This window comes from Xanthomonas sacchari (assembly GCF_040529065.1).
GTDB lineage: Bacteria > Pseudomonadota > Gammaproteobacteria > Xanthomonadales > Xanthomonadaceae > Xanthomonas_A > Xanthomonas_A sacchari.
The window spans coordinates 928,523-954,582 of sequence record NZ_CP132343.1; the positions used below are offsets into that span (position 1 = coordinate 928,523).

The 26,060-nt window shown below is 69.9% G+C and carries 23 protein-coding genes and 1 riboswitch; of the genes, 20 read left to right on the forward strand and 3 right to left on the reverse strand.

The annotated features are described in order from the left end of the window. Positions 1-25 precede the first annotated feature (25 nt). The 5 genes from RAB71_RS03990 (at position 26) to ribD (ending at position 4,136) form a co-directional block, all read left to right on the forward strand. Positions 26-523: an RcnB family protein gene (locus RAB71_RS03990; RefSeq protein ID WP_010340909.1), complete on the forward strand. Its 498-nt coding sequence runs from the start codon at positions 26-28 to the stop codon at positions 521-523. A gap of 121 nt (positions 524-644) precedes the next feature. Continuing rightward, on the forward strand, positions 645-1,913 hold the full coding sequence (gene glyA, locus RAB71_RS03995) for a serine hydroxymethyltransferase (protein ID WP_010340908.1): 1,269 nt from the start codon (positions 645-647) through the stop codon (positions 1,911-1,913). A 105-nt stretch (positions 1,914-2,018) separates the two neighbouring features. Continuing rightward, on the forward strand, positions 2,019-2,549 hold the full coding sequence (gene nrdR, locus RAB71_RS04000) for a transcriptional regulator NrdR (RefSeq protein WP_010340907.1): 531 nt from the start codon (positions 2,019-2,021) through the stop codon (positions 2,547-2,549). A gap of 4 nt (positions 2,550-2,553) precedes the next feature. Beyond that, entirely contained in the window at positions 2,554-3,030 is a 477-nt protein-coding gene (locus RAB71_RS04005; RefSeq protein WP_010340906.1) for a GNAT family N-acetyltransferase, read from the forward strand. Further along, a complete protein-coding gene (gene ribD / locus RAB71_RS04010) occupies positions 3,027-4,136 on the forward strand; it encodes a bifunctional diaminohydroxyphosphoribosylaminopyrimidine deaminase/5-amino-6-(5-phosphoribosylamino)uracil reductase RibD (RefSeq protein ID WP_010340905.1) in 1,110 nt (369 codons plus the stop codon). Before RAB71_RS04005 ends, ribD begins: the two co-directional genes overlap by 4 nt. Positions 4,137-4,222: 86 nt before the next feature. Here ribD and RAB71_RS04015 read toward each other — a convergent pair whose 3' ends face one another. Next, the gene (locus RAB71_RS04015; protein ID WP_010340904.1) at positions 4,223-4,846 is read right to left on the reverse strand and encodes an outer membrane beta-barrel protein; all 624 of its coding nucleotides are present in this window, start codon (positions 4,844-4,846) and stop codon (positions 4,223-4,225) included. Positions 4,847-5,063: 217 nt separating this feature from the next. Then, positions 5,064-5,227: riboswitch (FMN riboswitch) on the forward strand. A 79-nt stretch (positions 5,228-5,306) separates the two neighbouring features. Between RAB71_RS04015 and RAB71_RS04020 the strand changes: the two genes are divergently transcribed. From RAB71_RS04020 to RAB71_RS04090, 15 genes are all read left to right on the forward strand, one after another. Next, entirely contained in the window at positions 5,307-5,906 is a 600-nt protein-coding gene (locus RAB71_RS04020; protein WP_010340903.1) for a riboflavin synthase, read from the forward strand. A 115-nt stretch (positions 5,907-6,021) separates the two neighbouring features. Next, the gene (gene ribB / locus RAB71_RS04025) at positions 6,022-7,149 is read left to right on the forward strand and encodes a 3,4-dihydroxy-2-butanone-4-phosphate synthase (protein WP_029561816.1); all 1,128 of its coding nucleotides are present in this window, start codon (positions 6,022-6,024) and stop codon (positions 7,147-7,149) included. A 119-nt stretch (positions 7,150-7,268) separates the two neighbouring features. Continuing rightward, positions 7,269-7,736: a 6,7-dimethyl-8-ribityllumazine synthase gene (ribH, locus tag RAB71_RS04030; RefSeq protein ID WP_010340901.1), complete on the forward strand. Its 468-nt coding sequence runs from the start codon at positions 7,269-7,271 to the stop codon at positions 7,734-7,736. Next, a complete protein-coding gene (gene nusB / locus RAB71_RS04035) occupies positions 7,733-8,203 on the forward strand; it encodes a transcription antitermination factor NusB (protein ID WP_010340900.1) in 471 nt (156 codons plus the stop codon). The genes ribH and nusB overlap by 4 nt, the downstream gene beginning before the upstream one ends. A 132-nt stretch (positions 8,204-8,335) precedes the next feature. Then, positions 8,336-9,310 carry a thiamine-phosphate kinase gene (gene thiL / locus RAB71_RS04040; protein ID WP_104609557.1) on the forward strand — a complete coding sequence of 325 codons (975 nt, stop codon included), beginning with the start codon at positions 8,336-8,338 and terminating at the stop codon, positions 9,308-9,310. A 233-nt stretch (positions 9,311-9,543) separates the two neighbouring features. Beyond that, on the forward strand, positions 9,544-11,115 hold the full coding sequence (locus tag RAB71_RS04045) for a CocE/NonD family hydrolase (RefSeq protein ID WP_029561949.1): 1,572 nt from the start codon (positions 9,544-9,546) through the stop codon (positions 11,113-11,115). An 861-nt stretch (positions 11,116-11,976) separates the two neighbouring features. Then, entirely contained in the window at positions 11,977-13,485 is a 1,509-nt protein-coding gene (locus RAB71_RS04050) for an outer membrane beta-barrel protein (protein WP_029561950.1), read from the forward strand. A 249-nt stretch (positions 13,486-13,734) separates the two neighbouring features. Further along, the gene (locus RAB71_RS04055; RefSeq protein WP_010341961.1) at positions 13,735-13,827 is read left to right on the forward strand and encodes a potassium-transporting ATPase subunit F; all 93 of its coding nucleotides are present in this window, start codon (positions 13,735-13,737) and stop codon (positions 13,825-13,827) included. A 16-nt stretch (positions 13,828-13,843) separates the two neighbouring features. Next, positions 13,844-15,679, forward strand: a complete 1,836-nt coding sequence (gene kdpA / locus RAB71_RS04060; protein WP_010341962.1) for a potassium-transporting ATPase subunit KdpA — start codon at positions 13,844-13,846, stop codon at positions 15,677-15,679. Between the two features lie 10 nt (positions 15,680-15,689). Then, positions 15,690-17,759: a potassium-transporting ATPase subunit KdpB gene (gene kdpB, locus RAB71_RS04065; protein WP_010341963.1), complete on the forward strand. Its 2,070-nt coding sequence runs from the start codon at positions 15,690-15,692 to the stop codon at positions 17,757-17,759. A gap of 72 nt (positions 17,760-17,831) precedes the next feature. Further along, entirely contained in the window at positions 17,832-18,428 is a 597-nt protein-coding gene (gene kdpC / locus RAB71_RS04070) for a potassium-transporting ATPase subunit KdpC (protein ID WP_234006670.1), read from the forward strand. Between the two features lie 60 nt (positions 18,429-18,488). Continuing rightward, complete coding sequence (locus tag RAB71_RS04075) at positions 18,489-21,167, forward strand: sensor histidine kinase KdpD (RefSeq protein WP_010341965.1); 2,679 nt, start codon at positions 18,489-18,491, stop codon at positions 21,165-21,167. Further along, entirely contained in the window at positions 21,157-21,885 is a 729-nt protein-coding gene (locus tag RAB71_RS04080; RefSeq protein WP_010341966.1) for a response regulator, read from the forward strand. The genes RAB71_RS04075 and RAB71_RS04080 overlap by 11 nt, the downstream gene beginning before the upstream one ends. A 147-nt stretch (positions 21,886-22,032) precedes the next feature. Continuing rightward, a complete protein-coding gene (locus tag RAB71_RS04085; protein WP_010341967.1) occupies positions 22,033-22,533 on the forward strand; it encodes an AAA family ATPase in 501 nt (166 codons plus the stop codon). 426 nt (positions 22,534-22,959) lie between these two features. Then, positions 22,960-23,931 carry an IS110 family transposase gene (locus RAB71_RS04090; protein WP_353940057.1) on the forward strand — a complete coding sequence of 324 codons (972 nt, stop codon included), beginning with the start codon at positions 22,960-22,962 and terminating at the stop codon, positions 23,929-23,931. Positions 23,932-24,123: 192 nt separating this feature from the next. On the opposite strand, the gene RAB71_RS04095 is transcribed toward RAB71_RS04090, so the two are convergent. Together RAB71_RS04095 and RAB71_RS04100 are read right to left on the reverse strand one after the other, a co-directional pair. Beyond that, complete coding sequence (locus tag RAB71_RS04095) at positions 24,124-25,509, reverse strand: FAD-binding oxidoreductase (protein WP_104609619.1); 1,386 nt, start codon at positions 25,507-25,509, stop codon at positions 24,124-24,126. Further along, positions 25,506-26,060 carry a metal-dependent hydrolase gene (locus tag RAB71_RS04100; RefSeq protein ID WP_010344451.1) on the reverse strand — a complete coding sequence of 185 codons (555 nt, stop codon included), beginning with the start codon at positions 26,058-26,060 and terminating at the stop codon, positions 25,506-25,508. Before RAB71_RS04100 ends, RAB71_RS04095 begins: the two co-directional genes overlap by 4 nt.

The following is a 26,060-nucleotide window of genomic DNA, read 5'->3' on the forward strand; positions in this document are numbered from 1 at the left end:
CGCCACACCACGTGACGGAGCTGCCATGAACATGAAACGCCTTGCCACAATTGCCCTCTCGTCCGCGCTGGCGCTGGGTTTCATGGCGCCATCCGCGTTCGCCTGGGGTCCGGGCGGCCCGGGCCCGGGCTGGGGCCCGCCGGGTCCTCCGGGACCGCCGCCCCCGCCGGGACCGGGTCCGCGCGACCACGGCTGGTACGACCGCGGTTACCGCGACGCCGACCGCGATCGCGACTGGCGCGACCGCGAGCGCGACCGCCGCGATGCCCGTCGCGCCTACGACCGCGGCTACCGCGACGGTTATCGCAACGGTCCCGACGTCGTCTACTACCGTCCGGGCCCGCCGCGCTGGGCGCGCGGCCAGCGCTACTACGGCCCGAACTACGTGGTCTACGACTACGACCGCTACCAGGTCCGGCGCCCGCCATACGGCTACCGCTGGGTGCGCGACGACACCGGCAACCTGCTGCTGGTCGCCGTCGCCACCGGCATCATCGCCGACCTGGTGCTCAGCGGCCGCTGAGCCCCGCCGCAGCACTGCCGGACGGCCTCCTTCGGGAGGCCGTTCGCGTTTTGGTTCGCCCTCGGGCGCGCGCGGGGCTTAAACTAGTCGTCTGCCTTCTGTCCATGCCCCCGGAGACCCGATGTTCCCGCGCGACGCCCGCATCGAAACCTACGATCCCGAACTGGCCCGCGCCATCGCCGCCGAAGCCGGCCGCCAGGAAGACCATGTCGAGCTGATCGCCAGCGAGAACTACTGCAGCCCGCGCGTCATGGAAGCGCAGGGCAGCCAGCTGACCAACAAGTACGCCGAAGGCTATCCGGGCAAGCGCTACTACGGCGGCTGCGAATTCGTCGACGTCGCCGAGCAACTGGCCATCGACCGGGTCAAGCAGCTGTTCGGCGCCGACTACGCCAACGTGCAGCCGCACAGCGGCTCGCAGGCCAACCAGGCGGTGTACTTCGCGCTGCTGCAGCCGGGCGACACCATCCTCGGCATGTCGCTGGCGCACGGCGGCCACCTGACCCACGGCGCCAAGGTCAACGCCTCCGGCAAGCTGTTCAACGCCGTGCAGTACGGCGTCAACGACCAGGGCCTGATCGACTACGACGAGGTCGAGCGCCTGGCCCTGGAACACAAGCCGAAGATGGTGGTGGCGGGTTTCTCCGCGTACTCGCAGGTCATCGACTGGGCGCGCTTCCGCGCCATCGCCGACAAGGTCGGCGCGTACTTCTTCGTGGACATGGCGCACGTGGCCGGCCTGGTTGCCGCCGGCGTGTATCCGACCCCGCTGCCGCACGCGCACGTGGTCACCTCCACCACCCACAAGACCCTGCGCGGCCCGCGCGGCGGCATCATCGTCGCCAGCGCAGCCGGTGCTGGCGACACGCTCGAGGACCTGTCCAAGAAGCTGCAATCGATCGTGTTCCCCGGCATCCAGGGCGGCCCGCTGATGCACGTGATCGCGGCCAAGGCGGTGGCGTTCAAGGAAGCGCTGGAGCCGGAGTTCACCAGCTACCAGCAGCAGGTGGTGAAGAACGCGCAGGCCATGGCCAAGACCCTGATCGCGCGCGGCTATAAGATCGTCTCCGGCGGCACCGAAAACCACCTGATGCTGGTGGACATGATCGGCCGCGACGTCTCCGGCAAGGACGCGGAAGCGGCGCTGGGCAAGGCCCACATCACCGTCAACAAGAATTCGGTGCCCAACGACCCGCGCTCGCCGTTCGTGACCTCCGGCCTGCGCCTGGGTACCCCGGCCATCACCACCCGCGGCTACCTGGAGCAGGACTGCGTCGACCTGGCCAACTGGATCGCCGACGTGCTCGACGCCCCGGCCGACGACGCCGTGCTGGCGCGCGTGCGTGACGCGGTGACCGCGCAGTGCCGCAAGTATCCGGTGTATGGCTGAAAAACGGGAATGGGGAATGGAGAATCGGGAATGGTCAGACGCGCTACGCTTGCGCTGTTGACGTTCCCATTCCCCATTCCCGTCTCCCCATTCCCGGCGCCCTGAATGCACTGCCCCTTCTGCCAGCACACCGATACCCGGGTGATCGATTCGCGCGTGTCCGAGGATGGCGCGACGATCCGCCGGCGTCGCGAGTGCGAGGCTTGCGGCGAGCGCTTCAGTACGCTGGAGACGATCGAGCTCAAGCTGCCGACGGTGATCAAGAGCGACGGCGGCCGCGAGGCGTTCGATGCGCGCAAGTTGCGCACCAGCTTCGACCGCGCGCTGCAGAAGCGGCCGGTGGCCGAGGAGCAGATCGAGGCGGCGGTGCGCGCAGTGGTGCACCAGTTGCGCATGTCCGGTGAGCGCGAACTGCCCTCGATCCGGGTCGGCGAGTACGTGATGGCCGAGCTGCGCAAGCTCGACCACGTCGGCTACGTGCGCTTCGCCTCGGTGTACCGCAGCTTCCAGGACGTGGCCGATTTCCGCGAGGAGATCGAGAAGCTCGAGCGCGAATTGCCGGTCGGCAGCGAGCAGTTGCCGCTGCTGGACCTGGTGCGCGCGGCCAAGCCGGGCGACAAGACCGGCAAGCGCTGAGCGCATGCGCATCGTCTGTCTGGCCGAGGCCGCGCAGCACATCCCGGCGCTGGCGCAGGAGCATCTGCACGCCTTCGGTCCCCTGTTGCCGGAATGGAACGTGGTGGAGGCCGAGGCCGACCTGCGCAGCCACCGCGACGAACGCCGCATCCCCACCAGCTGGATCGCCCTGGACGGCGAGGACTGGCTGGGGTCGGTGAGCCTGCTGCAGAACGACGACGCGCGCATCCGCCAGTTTTCGCCGTGGCTGGCGACGCTGTACGTGCGGCCGCAGGCACGCGGTGCCGGCGTCGGCGCCGCCCTGGTCGCGCACTGCGTGCAGGCCGCCGCGGGCTTCGGCGTGCAGTGGCTGTACCTGTATTGCGAGCCGGTGCTGGTGCCGTTCTACGAGCGCCTGGGCTGGCAGCGCCACGCCGACCTGCCGCTGGGGCCGCTGCAGATCGTGGTGATGCGCATCGACGCCGGCGGCGCTGCCGCATGAGCGATCCGCAGGCGCGCGGCTTTTCCGCCGACGACCATCGCTGGATGGCGCAGGCGCTGCGCCTGGCCGAGCGCGGCGCCTACACCACGCGGCCCAATCCGATGGTCGGTTGCGTGATCGTGCGCGACGGCGCGGTGGTGGGCGAGGGCTTCCACCAGCGTGCCGGCGGGCCGCACGCGGAGGTGTTCGCGCTGCGCGCCGCCGGCGAACGCGCCCGCGGCGCCACCGCCTACGTGACCCTGGAGCCATGCGCGCACTACGGCCGCACCCCGCCGTGCGCGCTGGCGCTGATCGAGGCCGAGGTGGCGCGGGTGGTGGCGGCGATGGCCGACCCGTTCCCGCAGGTCAACGGCGGCGGCTTCGCACTGCTGCGCGAAGCCGGCATCGCGGTGCAATCCGGGTTGATGCAAGCGCAGGCGCGCGCGCTCAACCGGGGCTTCCTGTCGCGGGTGGAGCGTGGCCGACCGTGGCTGCGGATCAAGCTCGGTGCCAGCCTGGACGGACGCACCGCCCTGGCCAGCGGCGAATCGAAATGGATCACCGGCGCGGCGGCGCGCCAGGACGTGCAGCATTGGCGCGCCCGCGCCGGCGCCATCCTCACCGGCGCCGGCACCGTGCTGGCCGACGACCCGGCGCTGACCGTGCGCCTGGATGCGGCGACCGAGGCGATGCCGCCGCTGCGCGTGGTGCTGGACGCGCAACTGCGCAGCCTGGCCCAGGCCAAGGTCCGCGACGGCAGCGCACCGACCCTGTACCTGCATGCACCGGACTGCGTGCCGCCGACGCTGGATCACGCGACCTTCGCCGCCGTGCCGCTGCACGACGGGCGCTGCGACCTGCATGCGGCGCTGCGCCTGCTCGGCGAACGCGGCATCAACGAGGTCCAGGTCGAAGCGGGGGCGACGCTGAGCGGCGCGTTGCTGCGCGCCGGCCTGGTCGATGAGTTGCTGGTGTACATGGCGCCGCTGCTGCTCGGCGATACTGCCCGCCCGCTGCTGGCCGGGCTCGGCATCGAGACCATGGCCCAGCGGGTGCCGCTGCAGCTCGCGGACATCGTGCAACTGGGGCAGGACCTGCGCTTGCGCTATGTCCCGGTAGCGGACTGAGTTCGCCAACGAAACGCATCAACGCAAAGGGCACGCCGGCGGTGTGTGCCGGCGTGCCCTTTGTGCGCAAAGCGCCAGGTCTTGGATCAGAAGCTGGCGCGCACGCCGACCTTGTACTGGCTGGCGTCATCGATGTATTGGAATTCGCCGACCATGCCCCAGGTGCGCGTGAAGTTGATCTGGCCACCGAGGGTGCCGACGAACTTGCCTTCGTCGGCATCGCTGCCGTCGATGTAGCCGGCCTTGATCCAGGCTTCGGTCCGCGGCGAAGGCTTGCCGCGCAACCCGAGATTGACGGCACCCAGGGTGCTGGAATCGGAGCCGCGGGCGAGACGCACGCCGTCCTCGCGCAGGTCGGCTTCGGCCTTGACCCGCAGCACGCTGGCGTCTGCGATGAAGTCCACCCGCTCGGTCATTTCCTGCCGGTAGCCGATGCCCAGGTTGGCCTGCTGCACGGTCACCTTGGCGGTGTACACCTCGGACAGGACGAAGTCCTCGCTGGCGCGCTGGTAGCCGGCGAACACATACGCCGGCTCGGCGATCTGCCAGGAGCCGCGCAGGTAGCCGCCGTTGATGTCCTCGGAGGACGCGTTGACGTTGATCTCGGTGCGGTTCCAGCCGCCTTCGACATAGTTGTAGCTCAGGCCCTCGGCCGACACAGCAAAGGGTGCGGCCGCCAACAGGGCAGCCAGGATCAGGGTGTTGCGCATGGGTGGTGCTCTCCGAATGAATGGCAGTGTCGGTGCCCGTTGCAGGGCGGACACGGGCGACGTCGCTGTCGCCTTGCGCATTTTAACAAATATTTCACATTGCTGTCTTGGGGGCGGGCATGCCGCGCGATGCAGTGTCCTGTCCCGATCGACAGTGCGGGCCGGGCCCGCCTGACCACGCCTGCTAGAATGCGCAGGCCGGTTCGCCGGCGACCACAAACGTCTTCAGGGCGGGGTGCGATTCCCCACCGGCGGTAGGTGCGTTCGCGCACGAGCCCGCGAGCGCTTCCCGGCGCAGGCGCGATGCGCCGGCTCGGGAAGGTCAGCAGATCCGGTGCGATGCCGGGGCCGACGGTATAGTCCGGATGAAAGAAGACGGCCTTCGCGCAGCCTTGCGGCTGTGCGCGTGCCTGTTTGCCTTGTGGCGTTTTTCGCTCACCCCATTGCGAGAAACGTAGCTATGTTCACCGGAATCATCGAAGGCGTCGGCCACCTCGCCGCACGCCAGCCGCAGGGCGGCGATCTCCGCTTCACCTTCGCCACCGGCAGTCTGCCGTTCGCCGACGTGCGCCTGGGCGAGAGCATCGCGGTCAATGGCGTGTGCCTGACCGTGATCGCCTTCGACGCGGCGGCGTTCCAGGCCGACGCCTCCACCGAAACCCTGGCGCTGACCACGCTCGGCCGCCTGGCCGAGGGCGCGGTGCTGAACCTGGAGCGGGCGATGCGTCCCAGCGACCGCCTCGGCGGGCACCTGGTCAGCGGCCATGTCGACGGCCTCGGTGAGGTGCTGTCGATCCACGACGACGCGCGCGCGCAGCGCTGGCGCTTCGCCGCGCCGGCGTCGCTGCTGCGCTACATCGCCAAGAAGGGTTCGATCTGCGTGGACGGGGTCAGCCTCACCGTCAATGAAGTCGACGCGCAAGGCTTCGAGGTCGCGCTGATTCCGCACACCGTGGCGCACACCGCGTTCGCGCACACCGCGGTCGGTGCCGCGGTGAACCTGGAGATCGACCTGGTCGCGCGCTACGTCGAACGCCTGCTGCAGGGCCGCCAGGACTGATCCTGGCCGCGTCCGGCCGTCCGCCTATCCGCCACGCTGCGCCGCTGTCCGCGGCGCGCGCGGCATCCTCCGTCTTTCCGCGAGTTCCCGCATGTCGCCTTCCGTTACCCCGAGCCTGAATTTCGCTTCCGTCCCCGAGCTGCTGGAAGAACTCCGCGCCGGCCGCATGGTGGTCATCGTCGACGACGAGGACCGCGAAAACGAGGGCGACCTGATCATGGCCGCCGAGCTGGTCAAGCCTTCGGACATCAACTTCATGGTCACCCACGCGCGCGGCCTGGTGTGCCTGTCGCTGACCCGCGAGCGTTGCGCGCAGTTGGGCCTGGCGCCGATGGTCCAGCGCAACACCGCGCAGTTCCATACCAACTTCACCGTCAGCATCGAGGCCGCCGAGGGCGTGACCACCGGCATCTCCGCCTACGACCGCGCCCACACCGTGCGCACGGCGGTCAAGCCGGACGCCAAGCCGCACGACCTCAGCCAGCCCGGCCACATCTTCCCGCTGATCGCCCAGCCGGGCGGGGTGCTGACCCGCGCCGGCCATACCGAGGCCGCCAGCGACCTGCCGATGCTGGCGGGGCTGGAGCCGGCCGGCGTGCTGGTGGAGGTGCTCAACCCCGACGGCAGCATGGCGCGGCGTCCGCAACTGGAGGAGTTCGCCCGCACCCACGGCTTGAAGATGGGCTCGATCGCCGACCTGATCGCCTACCGCCTGGCCACCGAACACACCGTCGAGCGCATCGACGAGCGGCCGATCGACACCGAGTTCGGCGGCTTCACCCTGGTCACCTACCGCGACCGCATCGCCCACGACCTGCACTTCGCCCTGGTCCGCGGCACCCCGGACGCCGAGACGCCGACCCTGGTGCGGGTGCAGGTGGAGAATCCGCTGGCCGACCTGCTGCACTGGCGCCGCGACGACTTCGGCGTGGCCGCCAGCGACGCTTTGCGCGCGATCGCCGCCGCCGAGCGCGGGGTGATGGTGGTGCTGTCGGCGCCGCGCGACAGCGAGGCGCTGCTGGCGCGGCTGCGCGCGCAACCGGAGGCGGCGCACGGCAAGGACGTGGGCCAGTGGCGGCGCAACGGCGCCGGCAGCCAGATCCTGGCCGACCTGGGCCTGGGCAAGCTGCGCGTGCTCGGTACGCCGCGCCGGCAGGTCGGCCTGGCCGGGTTCGGGTTGGAGGTGGTGGAGCACGTGGAGCCGGGAATCGGGATTCGGGACTCGGGAATCGGTAAAAGCTGATCCCGCGCGATTCCTGCCATTGGCGCTGAGGCGGCCTTCTGCACGGTCGCTTGGGGCGCTTTCCGGGGCGCGGCCCCACCGCCTGCTAAACTCTCCCACCCCCTCAAGCTGCCACCGCCATGTCCCACTACGAAGGCGACCTCCGCACTCCCGAGTCGGCGCGTTTCGCGATCATCGCCAGCCGCTGGAACGCCCGCATCACCGACGTGCTGGTCGCCGGCGCGCGGCAGAGCCTGGCCGGCAACGGCATCGCCGAGGACGCGGTGGACGTGATCCGCGTACCGGGCGCGTGGGAACTGCCGCTGGTCGCCGCACGGCTGGCCGCGGCTGGCAAGCATGCCGCGATCATCGCGCTGGGCTGCGTGATCCGGGGCGATACCCGTCACTACGAACACGTCGCCGACGGCTGCGCCGAGGGCCTGCTGCGGGTCTCGCTGGACTTCCGCATCCCGGTGCTCAACGGCGTGCTCGCGGTGGAGCAGGTCGAGGACGCCGAGGCGCGCGCTGGCGGCAGCCACGGCAACAAGGGCGAGGAAGCGGCGCTGGGCGCGCTGGAGATGGTCAACCTGCTGGAGCTGCTGCCGTGAACAAACCCGCTGGCCACAAGCACCACCCACGCCGCGACGGCGTCGATCCGGTCCTGCGTTCGCGTGCGCGCCGGCGTGCGCTGCAGGCGATCTACGCCTGGCAGATCTCCGGCGGCAACGCCCAGCACGTGATCGCCCAGTTCGCGCACGAGCAGGCGCACGAGATCGCCGACCTGGTGTACTTCGAGAACCTGGTCGAAGGCGTGCTCAAGCACCGCGCCGAACTGGACGAAGCCCTGGTCGGCTACCTGGACCGCACGGTCGAGGAAGTGGACGCGATCGAACGCGCGGTGCTGCGCCTGGCCGCCTACGAACTGCTGTACCGCATGGACGTGCCGTACCGCGTGGTGATCAACGAAGCAATCGAGACCGCCAAGCGCTTCGGTTCCGAACACGGCCACACCTACGTCAACGGCGTCCTCGACCGCGCCGCGCTGCAGTGGCGCGCGGTGGAGTCGGGGGGCTGAGGGGCTGGGAATGGGGAAACGGGAATGGGGAATGGCAAAAGCAACTGCCTTCCCCTCCGAGATCGCCGGCGCGCCGGTTGTTGCTCCTGCTTTTCCCATTCCCGATTCCCTTTTCCCCATTCCTAGCCCCCAATGCCCGAATTCGATCTGATCGAGCGCCTGCGTGCGCGCAGCCGGGCGCGTGACGACCTGCCGCTGGGCATCGGCGACGATGCGGCCTTGCTGCTGCCGCCGGCGGGGGAGTTGCTGGCGATCACCACCGATACGCTCAATGCCGGGGTGCATTTCCCGGCCGAGACCGCGGCCGCCGACATCGGCTGGAAGACCTTGGCGGTGAATCTGTCCGACCTGGCGGCGATGGGCGCGCAGCCGCGCTGGTGCACGCTGTCGCTGTCGTTGCCGCAGGTCGACATGGCCTGGGTCGATGCGTTCGCCGAGGGCTTCTTCGCCCTGGCCGACGCGCACGGCATCGGCCTGGCCGGCGGCGACACCACGCGCGGGCCGCTGGCCTTGTCGGTCACCGCCATCGGCAGCGTGCCGGCGACGGCGGCGCTGCGCCGCGATGCCGCACAACCGGGCGACGCGGTCTGGGTGACCGGCCAGCCGGGCGAGGCCGCCGCGGCGCTGGCGCTGTGGCAGGCCGGCCGCCTGGACGTGACCGCGCCGGCCGCCGATCCCCTGCACGAACGCCTGCGCCAGCGCCTGCTGCGGCCGACGCCGCGGGTGCAGGCCGGCTTGCGCCTGCGCGGCCTGGCGCGGGCCTGCGTGGACGTCTCCGACGGCCTGCTGGCCGACCTAGAGCACATTTGTGCGCGCAGCGGCGTCGGCGCCGAACTGGACCTGGCCGCGCTGCCGGCGGTCGCCGCCCCGGCCGACGCGGACCCTGCGCAGGTGCACGCCTGGCAACTGGGCGGCGGCGACGACTACGAACTGTGCTTCACCGCCGACCCGGCGCAGCGCGCGGCGATCGCGCAGGCGCTGCAGGCGGTCGGGGTGACGGCGACGCCGATCGGGCGCATCGTCGCCCGCCGTGGCATCGTGGTGCGCGGTGCCGACGGCCAACCATGGCAACCGCCGCGCAGCGGCTACCAGCACTTTCTGAGCTGAGCCGCGTGGCCTGGGCGCGCGCCGGCCACGGGCCGCGGCGCCAGCCCGTTTGGGCCGCCCGCCAAGGTCCTTCCATACCGTGCCGCACTGCGGCGTGAATATCGCCCGTACCCGGTGGTACGGTCCGCCTGCCCGGCCCCACGTCGAGCGCTTGTCACCGTTCTGGCATTACCGTTCCGGCAGCCGGCCATCCCGGTCCGGCGCCGCTTGGGAGGCAGTCCATGCGCATGTCCGTGTCACGTCGCATCGCCCTTGGCGCGATGTTGCTGGTGTTCTCCGCCGCCGCGGCTGCGGCCGGCTTCACCAAGCAGTACCAGAGCATTTCCAGTTTCGATGGCACCAAGCTCGGCGCGCTCGTCCTGGTGCCGCAAGGGCAGGGGCCAGGGCCGTTCCCGCTGGTGGTGATGCCGGCCAGCTGGTCGCTGCCCAACCTGGAGTACGTGGGCCGCGCCAGCGAACTGGCCAACGACGGCTACGTGGTGGTGAGCTACACCTCGCGCGGCTTCTGGGATTCGCAGGGGCTGATAGACATCGCCGGCGCACCGACGGTGGAGGACGTCAGCGCGGTGATCGACTGGGCGCTGGCCAACACCCCGGCCGATGCCAAGGCGATCGGCGTGTCGGGCATCTCCTACGGCGCCGGCACCAGCCTGCTCGCCGCCGCGCGCGACCCGCGGATCAAGGCGGTGGCCGCGCTCAGCGGCTGGGCCGACCTGCAGGCCTCGCTGTACGCCAACAGCACGGTCAGCCAGCAGGGCGTGGGTCTGCTGGTCGCCGCCGGGGTCGCCACCGGTCGGCCCGGTCCGGACCTGGCGCGGATCACCGCACACGTGGCGGTGGGCGACTACGACGGCGCGGTGCAGGGCTTCCTGCCCAAGGCGGCCGAACGCGGGGTGATCAACGAGGTACAGGCGCTCAACCGCAACGGCCCGGCGGTGCTGATGGCCAATGCGTTCAACGACGGTCTGTTCCCGCCGAACCAGTACATAGACCTGTACAACCGGTTGAGCGTGCCCAAGCACCTGATGTTCAGCCAGGGCGACCACGCCACCGCCGAACTGCCGGGCGCGCTGGGCCTGCCGAACCAGGTGTATACCGAGGCCACGCGCTGGTTCGACCGCTATCTGAAGGGCCGCGACAACGGCGTGGACCGCGAAGCGCCGGTGCAGCTGTCGACCGTCGGCGGCACCTGGCTCAGCTATGCCGACTGGAACAGCGTGCAGGCCGGCGCCACCCGCTACGGCCTGACCGGTCCCAGCGGCCTGTTGCTGCCGACCGGGTCGCTGACCGGCGGCAACAGCAGCGGCTGGAACTACCGCATCGCCACCGACGTGCCGACGCTGGCCGATTCCGGCGTGGTGATGGTCAGTGGTCTGTTGCAGGGCCTCGGCCAGCCGGTGACCACCTCGATTCCGCTGGTCAGCCGGGTGGGCGCCGCGGTGTGGAGCGGTCCGGTGTTGTCCAGCGACAAGCGCTTGGCCGGCGCGCCGTCGTTGCGGCTGACGGTGACCCCGAGCCAATCCAACGTGTCGCTGTTCGCCTATCTCTACAGCATGGACAGCGCGGGGTCGGCGCAATTACTGAGCCATGTGCCGTACACCCTGCGCAATGCGACGCCCGGCACGCCGGTGACCCTCGACCTGGCGCTGCAGGCGGCCGCGGCCGAGATCCAGGCTGGGCGTCGCCTGGTGCTGGTGGTGGATACCACCGATCCGCGCTACACCTCGGCCAGCCGCTTCGGCGGCACCGTGAGCTTCAGCTCGCCGGCGGCAACGCCGTCGTTCTTGAGTGTGCCGTTGCACTGAGGCAGTTGGCGTTTCCCTTCTCCCTTTGGGAGAAGGTGCCCCGCAGGGGCGGATGAGGGTACGGGCGCAGCCTCGCATAGCCAGATCAGCGTGGCGCTTCGCTTTCCGGACCCTCACCCCAACCCCTCTCCCGGCGGGAGAGGGGCTTCGCTTCTCCCTTCTCCCCGCGGGAGAAGGTGCCCCGCAGGGGCGGATGAGGGTACGGGCGCAGCCTCGCATAGGCAGATCAGCGTGGCGCTTCGCTCGCCGGACCCTCACCCCAACCCCTCTCCCGGTGGGAGAGGGGCTTCGCTGCTCCCTTCTCCCGTTGGGAGAAGGTGCACCGCAGGGGCGGATGAGGGTACGGCACCACGCATCGCCAAACAGCGCGCACGCCACTTCCCATTTCGCGCACGAATTTACGCAGCTTTTATTCGAACCAGCGTGCGCTTTGCAACGAAGATATTCGGCGATTCCTATACTTTCCGCGCTGACGACAGGGGTGTTTGCGTGGAATCGATGGCTGCAATCTTGAGCGTGTCGCCGCCCGCAACGGTCGTGTATGGACGCGGCGTATCGCATCCGGCGACGGCGCAACACTCTGGTCTCCGTACCGGGCGACGCGACACGCCGCGCGCAGCGCGACGCCTCCATGGTTGCCGCAGCGCGTTGCAGCATCCGCCCCCACACAGTCGCGCGCGTTCGCTGCACGCGCATTGACCCGCTGACGCCGCCGCCGCGGCGCCGCATTCCAGCTCTCATCCCGCGATACGCCACCAGGCGCATCGCCTGCGATAGCGCGTGCGCGTGACGCGTCGCGCTGTCGTTGTTTCCCTCCACCCGAAGAAGGACGGCTCCTCGCGAGCTGAGAATCCGATGTCCATGAAGCTCCACCCCCTGTTCCTGTCCCTGGCTGCGCTGTGCGCTGGCCCCGCCGCTGCCGCTGGTCTGGCGGCGCCGGTGTCCGATGCGCTGCCGGCAGCGGCGCAGGACGTCGCTGCGCCACCGCTGGCGCGCAGTGCCGATTGCGCCAATGGCTTCTTCTCGCGCCTGGCCTCGGCCTATCGCGAGGATGCGCAGCCGGCCGATCCCGATGGGCCGACGCCGGCGCGCCGCGGCCTGCCGGCGCCGTTCTCCTCGCCGCCGTTCCCGTCGGCCGAATGGCAGCTTGGCGCGGTCGACTACCCGGTCGGGGTGCCCAACGAGAATGCGCAGTATCCGGTGGAGAAGGCGCTGGCCTGCACACGCGTGGGGCAGTGGATGCAGCGCAACCGCATCGAGCTGTACGGCTGGATCAATCCCTCGCTCAACGCCAGCACGTCCTCGCGCAGCAACTATCCGCTGTCCTACTCCACGCGGCCCAACCGCGGCGAGTTCAACCAGGCGCTGATCCGCCTGCAGCGCGTGCCGGACACGGTGCAGACCGATCATGTCGACTGGGGCTTCCACCTCGACGACCTGTACGGCTACGACTACCACTACACCACGATGAAGGGCGTCACCAGCGACCAGCTGCTGCACCACCCGCAGCCCAACAGCGCGCTCAACGGCAAGATCTACGGCAACGATCCGATGATCGCGCACGTGGACCTGTACCTGCCGTCGGTGGCGCAGGGCATGCTGGTCACGGTCGGTCGCTACCTCTCGCTGCCGGACATCGAGGCCCAGTTCTCGCCGAACAACTACCTGCTGACCCATTCGATCCTGTACACGGTCGATGCCTATACCAACATGGGCATCCTCACCACCACCAAGCTCAACGACCAGTGGACGCTGCAGCTCGGCGTGCACGGCGGCGACGATTCGGCGATCTGGGACGCGACCAGCCGCCTGAGTGCGCAGGCCTGCCTGCGCTGGGTCTCCAGGAGCAACGACGACATGCTGTATCCGTGCGTGGAGTCGTACAACAACGCCGCGCAGACCTACAACAATCTGCAGGAGTTCGTGCTGACCTGGGGCCACCGCTTCTCGCCGAAGGTGCACATGCTCACCGAGGCCTACCACATCTACGTGCGCGACCAGGCGCTGGCCACCGATCCGTCGCAGTCGCATGCGCCGACCGGGCGCCCCGGTTACGCGCTGGGCGAGGCGCCGGACTTCCCGCTGGGACGCAGCAGCGCCGATGCCATCGTCAACTACGTCAACATCCAGCTCGGCGCCTCGGACATGCTGGCGATCCGCAACGAGTTCGTGAACGACCACGACGGCCAGCGCACCGGTTTCGCCACGCGTTACTCCAGCCACACCATCGGCCTGACCCACTGGGTGTCGCAGGATCTGGAGATCCGCCCGGAGTTGCGCTACGAGCACGCCTACGATTTCCCCGCCTACGACGGCGGACATCGCAACCATCAGGCAACGGCGCTGATCGACGCGATCCTGCATTACTGAGGACGGCACGCGCGCTGCCGGCGCCGCACGGTTTTACGCAGAATTTATGCGCGCCGCGCGGCTTCGCCACGGAGAGTTTATGGCGGCGGCTTCGATAATGCCGGCCTGGGCCAGAAGGCCTGTCCGACCCGGTGTCCGTCGCTGTGTTGCGCTTCCCTTCTGCCGCCGTGCGCGTCGCGCGCGTCGGCCTTCCCATGCGATTGCGGCCTGCCATGCGGCGGGCCGTCCCCTTGTTTCGGAGTTGAGACCATGAGCGGTTGGCTTTCGTTCGTTTGCGGCGTGGCGGTGATCGTCGCGGCCGGTTACCTGCTGTACGTGATCCTGCGCCCCGAAGATTTCTGAGCCGAGTGCCACTTCCATGATCGATACATTGCTTGTCTATGCGCTCGCGCTGCTGCTGGGTTGGCCGCTGGGCCTGTACCTGGCCAAGGTGATGCGCGGGGCGCCGATGCGCGGCGACGCGCTGTTCGGCTGGATCGAACGCCCGCTGTACCGCCTGCTCGGCACCGACCCGGCGCGCGGCATGCACTGGCGCGCCTACGCCGGTGCGTTCCTGGCCAGCAACCTGGTGCTGGGCGTGCTGGTGTTCGCGCTGTTCGTGACCCAGGCCTGGCTGCCGTTCAATCCCGATGCGGTGCCGAACATGCGCTGGGACGTGGCCCTGCACACCATGATCTCGTTCCTGACCAACACCGATCAGCAGCACTACTCCGGGCAGGCGCAGCTGTCGTACCTGTCGCAGGCGGTGGGCGTGGTCGGCCTGCAGTTCATCACTCCGATGATGGGCCTGGCGCTGGTGGCGGCAACGCTGCGCGGCCTGTTCGGTGGGCGAACGGTCGCACGCTCGGCCGATGCCCTATCGGCATCGGCCGCGACCGTGAGCGCCCGGCCAGGGATGACCGGGCCGGACGATCCGGAGCCGATGGCGTCGCGCCACGGACGGCTGCCTGCTGCGGCTAGCGTGGGATTGCAGCATCAGGCGATGCGCGAGGACGACGTCGATCTCGGCAATTACTGGGCCGATGTGATCCGTCCGACGCTGCGCTTCCTGCTGCCGCTGTGCCTGCTGTGGACGCTGCTGCTGACCCAGCAGGGCGTGCCCTCGACGCTGGCCGCCGGTCCGGTCGCCACGCCGCTGGACGCCAGTGCCGGGCAGCAGACGCAGAAGATCCCGCTCGGCCCGGTCGCGGCGATGGTGGCGATCAAGCAGCTCGGCACCAATGGCGGCGGCTGGTACGGCCCCAACAGCGCGATGGCGCTGGAGAATCCCACGCCGTTCTCCAACCTGCTCGAGATGCTGGGCATCGTGCTGATCCCGGTGGCGGTGGCGTTCATGGTCGGCCCGTTCACCGGGCGCCGCAAGTTCACCGCGCTGGTGTTCGGCAGCATGCTGGTGATGTCGCTGGCGTCCACCGCGCTGTCGATGTGGGCCGAAGGCAATGCCGCCAGCACCGCCAGCGCCGCACTGATGGAAGGCAAGGAAGTGCGCCTGGGCGTGGATAGCTCGGCGGCGTGGTCGTCGCTGACCACGCAGACCTCCAACGGCTCGGTCAACGCCATGCACGATTCGCTGGCGCCGCTGACCGGCGGCGTGGCGATGGTCAACATGCTGATCAACGCGATCTGGGGCGGCATCGGCTGCGGCCTGCAGCAGTTCCTGGTGTATCTGCTGCTGAGCGTGTTCCTGGCCGGCCTGATGACCGGGCGCACTCCGGAGTTGTTCGGGCGCAAGATCGAAGCACCGGAAGTGCGCCTGCTGGCGCTGCTGATCCTGTTGCAGCCGCTGGTGCTGCTCGGCTTCACCGCGGTGACCCTGGCGCTGCCGGCCTCGATGTCGGCGACCTCCAATCCCGGCTTCCACGGCATCAGCCAGGTGTTCTACGAGTACACCTCGGCGTTCGCCAACAACGGTTCCGGTTTCGAGGGGCTGGGCGACGGCATTCCGTGGTGGAACCTGAGCTGTGCCGCGGTGCTGCTGCTGGGCCGCTATCCGGCGCTGATCGTGCCGCTGATCGTGGCCGCGCAACTGGCGCGCAAGCGGGTGGCGCCGGAAACCGGCGGCAGCCTGCAGGTGGAAACCCCGACCTTCGCGCTGACCCTGATCGCGGTCATCGTGATCCTGACTGTTCTGCAATTCACGCCGGCCCTGGTGTTGGGACCGATCGCCGATCACCTGACCCTGGCCGCGCACTGAGACGACGACGATGAGCACCCCGCACCAATCTTCTTCCGTGGCCTCCGCACCGGCACGCCGGCCCGGGCTGTTCGACGCCGCCGCGCTGCGTGCGGCGCTGCGCGACAGCGTGCTGAAGCTGTCGCCGCGGCATCTGCTGGGCAGCCCGGTGATGGCCGTGGTCTTCGCCGGCACCCTGCTGTCGGCACTGATCACCGTGGCCGGCCAAGGCCCGGCCGGCTTCGGCTGGGCGGTGACCGCGATCCTGCTGGTCACCGTGTTGTTCGGCAACTTCGCCGAGGCGGTGGCCGAGGCGCGTGGCCGCGGCCAGGCCGCCTCGCTGCGGCGCGCACGCAAGGACCTGGTGGCGCGCCGGGTCGCCAGCGTGCGCCTGGACGGCGAGACCAGCGTGCCCGCCGCCGAACTGCGTCCGGGCGACCTGGTGGTGGTCTCGGCCGGCGAACTGATCCCCGCCGACGGCGAGATCGTGCACGGCCTGGCCACCATCAACGAGGCCGCGGTCACCGGCGAATCGGCACCGGTACTGCGCGAGGCCGGCACCGATCGCTCCGGCGTCATCGGCGGCACCAAGGTGCTGTCCGACGAGATCCTGGTGAAGGTCACCGCCGAGCCGGGCCACAGCTTCCTGGATCGCATGATCGCGCTGGTGGAAGGCGCCAACCGGCAGAAGACGCCGAACGAGATCGCGCTGACCATGCTGCTGGCGGCGATGACCCTGACCTTCCTGATCGTGGTCGCTTCGCTGCCGGCGATCGCCGCCTTCGTCGGCGTCAAGGTGGACCCGCTGCTGCTGATCGCGCTGCTGGTGTGCCTGATTCCGACCACCATCGGCGGCCTGCTGCCGGCGATCGGCATCGCCGGCATGAACCGTGCGCTGTCGGCCAACGTGCTGGCCAAGTCCGGCAAGGCGGTGGAAGTGGCCGGTGACGTCGATGTGCTGCTGCTGGACAAGACCGGCACCATCACCCACGGCGATCGTCAGGCCACCGCGTTCCATGCGGTCAGCGGCGTGGACGTGGCGCAGCTGCGCGAGGCGGCGATGCTGTCGTCGCTGGCCGACCCGACCCCGGAAGGCAAGTCGATCGTGCGCCTGGCGCGCGAACAGGGCCTGCCGCCGGCCGATCCGGCCGGCGCCGAGTTCATCGCCTTCACCGCGCAGACCCGCATGTCCGGTGTCGATCTGCCGGCCAACGGCATGCAGCCGCCGCGGGCGATCCGCAAGGGCGCCGCCGATGCGCTGATCCGCCACGTCACCGCGCTGGGCGGTCAGGTGCCGGCGGAACTGAAGAGCCGGGTCGAGCAGGTCGCGCGCAGCGGCGCCACGCCGCTGGTGGTGGCCGAGGGCCGACACGTGCTGGGCGTGGTCGAGCTGTCGGACGTGGTCAAGCACGGCGTGCGCGAGAAGTTCGCGCGGCTGCGTGCGATGGGCGTCAAGACGGTGATGATCACCGGCGACAACCCGCTGACCGCTGCGGCCATCGCCGCCGAGGCCGGCGTCGACGACTACATCGCCGAGGCCACGCCGGAGGACAAGCTGGCGCGCATCCGCCAGGAGCAGGCCGGCGGACGCCTGGTGGCGATGGTCGGCGACGGCACCAACGACGCGCCGGCGCTGGCCCAGGCCGACGTCGGCCTGGCGATGAACTCCGGCACCCAGGCGGCCAAGGAGGCCGGCAACATGGTCGATCTGGATTCGGATCCGGCCAAGCTGCTGGCGGTGGTGGAAGTGGGCAAGCAGCAGCTGATCACCCGCGGCGCGCTGACCACCTTCTCGCTGGCCAACGATGTGTCCAAGTACTTCGCGATCCTGCCGGCGCTGTTCGCCGCCTCGATCCCGCAGATGGCCGCGCTGAACGTGATGCGCCTGTCCAGCCCGACCAACGCGGTACTGGCGGCGTTGATCTTCAACGCGCTGGTGATCCCGGCGCTGATCCCGCTGGCGCTGCGCGGCGTGCGCTTCACCCCGTCCTCGGCGACTTCGCTGCTGCGCCGGAACATGCTGATCTACGGCGTGGGCGGCGTGCTGCTGCCGTTCGTCGGGATCAAGGCCATCGACCTGCTGCTGGTGGCGCTGGGCTGACCCCGGCGCCGATCTTTACGCTCTTTCGGAATTGCCTCCATGACCGTGTCCTCCGTTTCCCCCCGCGAACCGATGCGCTGGCGCGCGGTGCTGGTGCTGCCGCTGCTGGTGCTCGGTTCCGCAGCGCTGTACTCGTTGTTGGCCACCGTGCTGGCCGGCGCGCTGTTCCCCGAGCAGGCCAACGGCAGCCTGCGCACCAAGGACGGCCGCGTGGTCGGCTCGGCGCTGGTGGCGCAGCCGTTCGCCGCCGCCGGCTATTTCCAGCCGCGTCCGTCCGGCGCCAAGTACGACCCGATGTCTGCCGCCGGCAGCAACCAGGCGCGCAGCAACCCCGACCTGCGCAAGCGCCTGGATGACACCCGCCAGGTGGTGGCCGCACGCGAGGGCATCGACCCGGCGCAGGTGCCGGACGATCTGATCACCCAGTCCGGCAGCGGCATGGACCCGGACATCAGCGTGGACGCGGCGCACATCCAAGTGGCGCGCGTGGCCGCCGCGCGCGGCCTGCCGCCGCAGACCGTCGCCGCCTTGGTCGCCGCCCAAACCCAGCCGCGCCAGTTCGGCGTGCTGGGGGAGCCGCGGGTGAACGTGCTGGCGCTGAATTTGGCCTTGGACGCGGCCGGGAATGGGGAAACGGGAATCGGGAATGGGAAGGAGCAAAAGCGGTAAGGCGCGCCGCGCTGTAGGCTTTGCGATTCCCCATTCCCAATTCCCCATTCCCAGCTCCAAATGCCCGACCCCCGCACCCAACAGGCCGACGCCCTGATCGGCGAACTGCAGCGCGAGCGCGGCGGGCGCCTGACCGTGTTCCTCGGCGCGGCGCCGGGGGTGGGCAAGACCTACGCGATGCTGTCGCGCGCGCGGCAGTTGCAGCAGCAGGGCAGCAAGCTGGTGGTCGGCGTGGTCGAGACCCACGGCCGCGCCGAGACCGCGGCGTTGCTGGAAGGCCTCACCGTGCAGCCGCGGCGGCGGCTGGAGTATCGCGGCCGGACCCTGGACGAGATGGACCTGGATGCGTTGCTGGCGCTGCGCCCGCCGCTGGTGCTGGTGGACGAACTGGCCCATCGCAACGCGCCCGGCAGCCGCCACGAGCGGCGCTGGCAGGACGTGCAGGAGCTGCTCGACGCCGGCATCGACGTCTACAGCACGGTCAACATCCAGCACCTGGAAAGCCTCAACGACGTGGTCCACCGCATCACCGGCGTGCGCGTCAGCGAGACCGTGCCCGATGCGATCTTCGACCGCCTGCGCGACATCGTGCTGGTCGACCTGCCGCCACGCGAGCTGATCGAACGCCTGCAGCAGGGCAAGGTCTACCTGCCCGAGCAGGCCGGGCAGGCGTTGCAGGCGTTCTTCTCGCCGTCGAACCTGGCCGCGCTGCGCGAGCTGGCGATGCAGACCGCCGCCGACCGCGTCGACAACGACCTGCGCGACGTGCAGGCCGCGCAGGGCCGCACCAGCGTCGCCCTGCGGCGCACGGTGATGGTGGCGATCGACGGGCGCGGCCAGTCCGACTACCTGGTGCGGGTGGCGCGGCGCCTGGCCGAGCGCCGCGGCGCGCCGTGGACCGTGGTCACCGTGCAGACCCAGGCGCAGCCGGATGCCGACTGGCAACTGGAGATCGACCGTGCGTTCGCTCTGGCGCGCCGGCTCGGCGGCGAGGCCGCGCTGCTGCACGGCGCCAACGTCGCCGACGCCTTGCTCGACCACGCCGCGCGCAGCGGCGTGTCCACCCTAGTGCTGGGCCGCACCCGCGAGCGCCCGCTGGCGCGCATGATCAACCGCACCCTGACCCAGCAACTGCTGCAACGCGGCGCGCACTACGAACTGGTGATCATCAGTTCGCCGGAAGCGCGCGCGCGGGCCCGGCGGCGCTGGCGCAGCCCGGCGCACTGGCTGTCGCGCGACGACCTGCTGTTCGCCACGGTGGCCTCGGCGCTGGCGGTGGTGGTCGCCTGGATCGCCGAAAGTTGGGTCGGCATCGACGACCTGTCGATGGTGTTCATCGTCGCGGTGGTGATGGTCGCGTCGAAGACGCGGATGACCGCGGCGGTGCTGGCGGCGCTGCTGAGTTTCTTCAGCTACAACTTCTTCTTTATCGAACCGCGCTTCACCTTCCAGATCGGCGCGCGCCAGGGCGTGGTCACGGTGCTGCTGTTCCTGGTCGCGGCCCTGGTCGCCGGGCGCCTGGCCTCGCGCCTGCGCATGCAGGTGCTGGCGCTGCGCGCGGTCAACGCACAGACCACCGCACTGCAGCGGCTGGGCCGCGAACTCACCAGTGCCGCCGACCTGGGGCAGGTGCTGGAGGCCGGCCGCCGCGCGCTCGCCGGCACCCTCGATGCCGAGGCCTGGCTGCGCCTGCAACCGCTGGAGCGCGCGCACGCCGAGGCCGACGACTACGCGCCGTCGATGGCCGCGGTGGACCGCAGCGCCGCCGATTGGGCGCAGCGCCACGGTCAGGCCACCGGGCGCTTCACCGACACCCTGGCCGGCGCGAGCTGGTGGTTCCTGCCGGTGCGCCACGAACGCGGCACCATCGGCGTGGTCGGCCTGCGCTTCGGCGCCGGTGTGCAGCGCCCGGGCCTGGAGCAGCAGCGCCTGGCCGAGGCGATGGTCGAGGACATCGGCCAGGCGGCGCTGCGCACGCGCCTGGTCGCCGACCTGGAAAGCGCGCGTGTCAGCGGCGAGACCGAGCGGCTGCGCTCGGCCCTGCTGTCCTCGGTCTCGCACGACCTGCGCTCGCCGCTGGCGGCGATGATCGGCGCGGCCAGCAGCCTGTCCAGCTACGGCAAGGCAATGGATGCGGAGGATCGCCGCAGCCTGCTCGAGACGATCCAACTGGAAGGCGAGCGCCTGGACCGCTACATCCAGAACCTGCTGGACATGACCCGGCTCGGCCACACCGGGCTGACCTTGAACCGCGACTGGATCGGCGTGGACGAATTGATCGGCTCGGCCGCGCGGCGCCTGCAGCGCTACCAGCCGCAGGTGCGCCTGGACATCGCCCTGGCCGCGGAGCTGCCGACGCTGTGGGTGCACCCGGCACTGGTCGAACAGGCGATCTTCAACGTGCTGGAGAACGCCGCCAAGTTCTCGCCGGCTGACGCGGCGATCCGCGTCGCCGCCGGCATGGTCGAGGGCCGCCTGCGCATCGACATCAGCGACCGCGGCCCGGGCATTCCCGAGGACGAGCGCGCGCGCATCTTCGACATGTTCTACAGCGTCGAGCGCGGCGACCGCGGCCGCCACGGCACCGGCCTGGGCCTGACCATCTGCCAGGGCATGATCGGCGCGCACGGCGGCAGCGTCGAGGCGTTGCCGGGCCCAGATGGCCGCGGCACCACGATCCGCATTACCCTGCCGCTCATCGAACCCGCCGCGCCGCCGTCCCGCCCCGATGCCGACTGAGTCCCACGCCGATCCGATTCCGCCGCCGCGCGTGCTGGTCATCGACGACGAGCCGCAGATCCGCCGTTTCCTCGACATCAGCCTGCGCGCGCAGGGCTACCGCGTGCTGCAGGCCGACACCGGCGCCGCCGGCCTGGCGCAACTGGCCGCGCACGGCGCCGAACTGGTGGTGCTGGACATCGGCCTGCCCGACCAGGACGGGCACAGCGTACTGCGCGAACTGCGGCAATGGTCGTCGGTGCCGGTGATCATGCTGACCGTGCGCGCCGGCGAGGACGAGAAGGTGCAGGCGCTGGACGCCGGCGCCAACGACTACGTGACCAAGCCATTCGGCGTGCAGGAACTGATGGCGCGCATCCGCGTGCTGCTGCGCATGCAGCCCGTCGCTGGCGAGGCCGAGCCGGTGTTCGACGACGGCCACCTGCACATCCACCTGGGCCTGCGCGAAGTGCGCCTGGACGGCGAGGCGCTGCCGCTCAGCCGCAAGGAGTACGCGCTGCTCGCGTTGCTGCTGCGGCACAGCGGCCGCGTGGTGACGCAGCCGCAACTGCTGCGCGAACTGTGGGGGCCCACTCATCAGGACGACACCCACTACCTGCGCATCCTGGTCGGCAAGCTGCGGCAGAAACTCGGCGACAGCGCCGTGGCCCCGCGCTACATCGCCACCGAGCCGGGCGTGGGGCTGCGCTTCATAGGGGTGCAGTGCCCGCCGGCGTGATGGGTCTGGTGGCCTTGCTTGGATCTCGTAGGAGCGGCTTTAGCCGCGACCGACGATTACCGGTGACGTCCGGTCGCGGCTGAAGCCGCTCCTACGGCGGCAACGCATGCCCTGGGAGCGGGTGGAAAGCGATAAACGAAAGAACAGATGACCGTGCGCTCCCATCCCATCGTGATCAACCCGGATCACTTCCTGCAAACGGAACGTGGTCGCGTGTGGACGCCGGAACGCAGCCAAGCAGCATGGCGGCAAAGCCACGACGCCCTGACGACGATCCTCGCCGGTCCGTGTGAACCTGCGGGAGCCTGGACGGTCGTGATCGTATGCGGCCTCCAGGGCGCGGGAAAGACCACATGGATTGCGCGGCAACCGGTGCGGCCATGCACCGTCTACTTCGACGCGGCCCTGCCGGGTGCCCGGCAGCGCGCGCCGATCGTCGCCATCGCGAAAGCGGCCGGTGCCAGGATCGAGGTCGTCTGGATCAAGGTCGCATTACCGATTGCGCTCGCGCGGAATCTACAGCGGCCAGCGGACGAACAGGTGCCGGAGTCGGCGATCCGGTCCGTGGCCAGCCTGTTCGAAGCGCCGACGCTCGCCGAAGGCGCTGATCACGTCAGCTTGGTCACGCCTGCCGAATGGGCGCCTTGAAGGCTGCGTGCGCGGCAGCGGCGTCCAGCACGTCGCACATCGCCGCCGCGACACGCATCGGTCGCCGGCAGCGATAGCGCAATGCCATCGCTTGTGACGCGATCGCCCAGCCCCTCGTAGGAGCGGCTTCAGCCGCGACCGTGGCCTTACCGGTGATGCCCATCGCGGCTAAAGCCGCTCCTTGTATCTGGACATGTCGCCCCTAGACAGGCGTCATGTCTTCCGACTGATCATCGGAGGAGGTGTGGCAGGTCCAGTCGCTCCTAAAGCTTCGAGCTTGCATCGTAGATCGGCTCCGCCCTCCACATGCTGGCCCTTGTGTGTCCGAACGGTATCCAGAGTCCGCTCCCGGGCGTGAACTCGCATCGACAAGGCAGGACCGGGCCCAGCGCCGATCATGACCCTGACACGATGGAGGAATCGCGTATGTCTCCCGTCATCGGCATCGACGTCGCCAAACGCAGTTTCGATGCGGCCATCGATCTGACCAATGGCAAGCACCGTACCAAGGCCAAGTTGTCCAACGATGCCAAGGGCTTCCAGGCCCTGCAGGCATGGCTGCAGACGCATGCGCAGCCCGATAGCTGGATCGCCATGGAGGCCACCGGCACCTATCACCAGGCGCTGGCCGAGTTCCTCCACGCACGAGGCTATCAGGTGTGCGTGCTCAACCCTGCGCAGACGGCCGCGTACGCACGCAGCCAGCTCAGCCGGGTCAAGACCGATCGCAGCGATGCCAAGCTGATCGCCAGTTATGCCCTGCGTCACCGCGAGCAGTTACGCCGTTGGCACCCTGATCCGCCGGCGCTCAAGCAGCTCAAAGCGCTGGTGCGCCGGCGCCAGGATCTGCAACAGATGCTGCAGATGGAGCGCAACCGGCTGGACGTCGCTCCGGCCCAGGTGAAGGACTCGATCCAGGTCCATCTGGCCGATCTGCAACACCACATCGCCCAGATCGAGCAGGCCATCGATGACCACATCGACCAGGATCCGACCTTGCGTGGGCAGCGCGAGCTGCTGGTGAGCATCCAGGGGATTGCCGACACCAGCGCGGCCTTGATGCTGGCCGAGCTTGGCGATGTGAGGCGCTTCGCCGATGCCGCGGCGGTGACCGCCTTCGCGGGCCTGAATCCGTGCCTGCAGCAGTCGGGCGACCGCAAAGGCCACGTCTGCATCTCGCGCACCGGCTCGCCCCGCCTGCGTGCGGGCCTGTTCATGCCGGCCCTGGTGGCCATGACCCACAACCCGATCATCCGGACGCTGAAACAGCGGCTGAGCGAACGCGGCAAAGCCGGCAAGCAGATCGTGTGCGCCGCCATGCGCAAGCTCCTGCACCTGGCCTACGGGGTTCTCAAATCGGGTACGGCGTTCGATCCGAAAAGGGGACTTGCCTGCTAGGGGGTAAGACGGTATCTACGACGGCACCGCGGCATGGTGACGTTGCAATGAATCAGCACGCGAAAGACGCTGTTGCGAATCCCGAATCCCGAATCCCGAATCCCGAATCCCGAATCCCGAATCCCGAATCCCGAATCCCGAACCCCGGCTCTCAACAGCCGCCAGGCTGGTCATTCCGAATCCCGAATCCCCTCAAGGCTCCGGCAACACCTTCCCCGGATTGAGGATCCCATCCGGATCCAGCGCGCGCTTGATCGCGCGCATCGCATCCAGCGTGGCCGCGTCGAACGCCTGGTCCATGTAGTCGCGCTTGGCAACGCCAATGCCGTGTTCGCCGGACAGCGTGCCTTCCAGCGACAGCACCAGCGCGAACAGCCGCGGCAGCGCCGCTTGCGCGCGCGCGGTTTCGGCGGCGTCGTCGGGCGCGTACATGATGTTGACGTGCAGGTTGCCGTTGCCGGCATGGCCGAAGGCCACGATCGGCAGGTCGAACTCGGCGGCCAGCGCTTCCACGCCGGCGACCAGGTCGGGGATGCGCGACACCGGCACCACCACGTCTTCGTTGATCTTGCCCGGGCGGATCGTGCGCAACGCCGGCGACAGCGCGCGGCGCGCGGCCCACAGGCGATCGCGCGCGCTGCCGTCGGCGGCCACGTCCAGCGTCAGCAGGCCGTCGCCCTCGGCCGCCGCGCCCAGCGCCTGCAGCGCGTAGGGCAGAGTGTCGTGGTCGCCGTCGGCCTCGATCAGCAGCATCGCGCCGGCCTCGGGCACATCGCTGCCGTTGCGGCGCAGCAGCGCGATCGCGCTGCGGTCCATGAACTCGAGCATGGTCGGCGTGCTCGGCTGCGCCATCAGCCGCGACACCGCGGCAGCGGCGGCGGCGGCGTCGCGGTACAGCGCGCGCAGCCCGGCCTGCGCCAGCGGCCGCGGCGACAGCTTCAGCGTCGCTTCCACGATCAGCGCCAGCGTGCCTTCGCTGCCGACCAGCAGGTGGGTCAGGTCGTAGCCGGTGGCGTCCTTTGTGTAGGCGCCGCCGCAGCGGATCAGCTCGCCCGTGCCGGTCACCGCGACCAGGCCGAGCACGTTGTCGCGGGTCGCGCCGTACTTCACCGCGCGCGGCCCACCGGCATTGGTCGACAGGTTGCCGCCGACGCTGCAGATCTCCGCGCTGGACGGATCCGGCGGCCAGAACAGCCCGTGCGGCGCCAAGGCCTGCTGCAGATCGCCGTTGAGCACGCCGGGTTCGACCACCGCGCAGCGGTCGGCCGGGCGCAGTTGCACGATGCGGTTCATGCGCGCGAACGACAGCACCACGCCGCCAGTGAACGGCACCGCGGCGCCGGCGGTGCCGGTGCCGGCGCCGCGGGCCACCAGCGGCACGCGGTGCGCGCGGCAGGCGCGCACGATCGCCTGCACCTGCGCGCGGGTCTGCGGCAGCGCCACCGCGTCGGCCAGCGCCCAGCGCCGCGAATCGTCCTCGCCGTAGCGGCGCCGGCTGTCGGCGTCGGTGCGCCAGCCCTCTGGGCCGAGCAGGGTGGCGAGGGTGTCGGTGAGCGCGGCAGGCAGCGGTGTGGTCATGGCGAAGGCGGCGAAGAGGAAGACGCGGAGGGCGAGGGCGGCTGCAGCAGTTTCCAGGTGCACACCGCCAGCGCCAGCGGCAGCCACACCCAGCGCAGCTCCGACAGCAGTGTGGCCACGCCGCGGGCGCTGAAGAAACCGTTGGCGAACGGCGAGACCCGGATCGGCCGCCACGGCGCGAACCAGCGCTGCTCGCTCCACGGCCAGGTCAGGGCCACGCCGAGGCCGCCGGAGGTCATCGCATCGAGCAGCGGATGCGAGGCGGTGCAGACGAACAGCCACGTGGCCGCCTGCAGCGCGCCGGCGCGCAACGGTCGGTGCAGCAGCCCACCGAGCGCGCCCAGCACCACGGCGAACAGCAGCGAGTGGCTGGCGCCGCGATGGCCGAACGCGTCGGCGTAAGGAATGTGCAGGGCGAAGCCGAGCACATCGGCGTCGGGCAGCATCGACGCAACGACGCCGGCGCCGAGCAGGCGCGTGGAGATGCGCCCGCGATCGGCGGCGTCCCACAGCGCCAGCGGCACCGCGGCGTGGGTGAAGATGCTGGGCAC

Excerpts from the sequence above, each read along its gene's own strand:
- RAB71_RS03990 (WP_010340909.1), top strand. The coding sequence starts at position 26 with ATGAACATGAAACGCCTTGCCACAATTGCCCTCTCGTCCGCGCTGGCG.
- glyA (WP_010340908.1), top strand. The coding sequence starts at position 645 with ATGTTCCCGCGCGACGCCCGCATCGAAACCTACGATCCCGAACTGGCC.
- nrdR (WP_010340907.1), top strand. The coding sequence starts at position 2,019 with ATGCACTGCCCCTTCTGCCAGCACACCGATACCCGGGTGATCGATTCG.
- RAB71_RS04005 (WP_010340906.1), top strand. The coding sequence starts at position 2,554 with ATGCGCATCGTCTGTCTGGCCGAGGCCGCGCAGCACATCCCGGCGCTG.
- ribD (WP_010340905.1), top strand. The coding sequence starts at position 3,027 with ATGAGCGATCCGCAGGCGCGCGGCTTTTCCGCCGACGACCATCGCTGG.
- RAB71_RS04015 (WP_010340904.1), bottom strand. The coding sequence starts at position 4,846 with ATGCGCAACACCCTGATCCTGGCTGCCCTGTTGGCGGCCGCACCCTTT.
- RAB71_RS04020 (WP_010340903.1), top strand. The coding sequence starts at position 5,307 with ATGTTCACCGGAATCATCGAAGGCGTCGGCCACCTCGCCGCACGCCAG.
- ribH (WP_010340901.1), top strand. The coding sequence starts at position 7,269 with ATGTCCCACTACGAAGGCGACCTCCGCACTCCCGAGTCGGCGCGTTTC.
- thiL (WP_104609557.1), top strand. The coding sequence starts at position 8,336 with ATGCCCGAATTCGATCTGATCGAGCGCCTGCGTGCGCGCAGCCGGGCG.
- RAB71_RS04050 (WP_029561950.1), top strand. The coding sequence starts at position 11,977 with ATGAAGCTCCACCCCCTGTTCCTGTCCCTGGCTGCGCTGTGCGCTGGC.
- RAB71_RS04055 (WP_010341961.1), top strand. The coding sequence starts at position 13,735 with ATGAGCGGTTGGCTTTCGTTCGTTTGCGGCGTGGCGGTGATCGTCGCG.
- kdpA (WP_010341962.1), top strand. The coding sequence starts at position 13,844 with ATGATCGATACATTGCTTGTCTATGCGCTCGCGCTGCTGCTGGGTTGG.
- kdpB (WP_010341963.1), top strand. The coding sequence starts at position 15,690 with ATGAGCACCCCGCACCAATCTTCTTCCGTGGCCTCCGCACCGGCACGC.
- kdpC (WP_234006670.1), top strand. The coding sequence starts at position 17,832 with ATGCGCTGGCGCGCGGTGCTGGTGCTGCCGCTGCTGGTGCTCGGTTCC.
- RAB71_RS04075 (WP_010341965.1), top strand. The coding sequence starts at position 18,489 with ATGCCCGACCCCCGCACCCAACAGGCCGACGCCCTGATCGGCGAACTG.
- RAB71_RS04080 (WP_010341966.1), top strand. The coding sequence starts at position 21,157 with ATGCCGACTGAGTCCCACGCCGATCCGATTCCGCCGCCGCGCGTGCTG.
- RAB71_RS04085 (WP_010341967.1), top strand. The coding sequence starts at position 22,033 with ATGACCGTGCGCTCCCATCCCATCGTGATCAACCCGGATCACTTCCTG.
- RAB71_RS04090 (WP_353940057.1), top strand. The coding sequence starts at position 22,960 with ATGTCTCCCGTCATCGGCATCGACGTCGCCAAACGCAGTTTCGATGCG.
- RAB71_RS04095 (WP_104609619.1), bottom strand. The coding sequence starts at position 25,509 with ATGACCACACCGCTGCCTGCCGCGCTCACCGACACCCTCGCCACCCTG.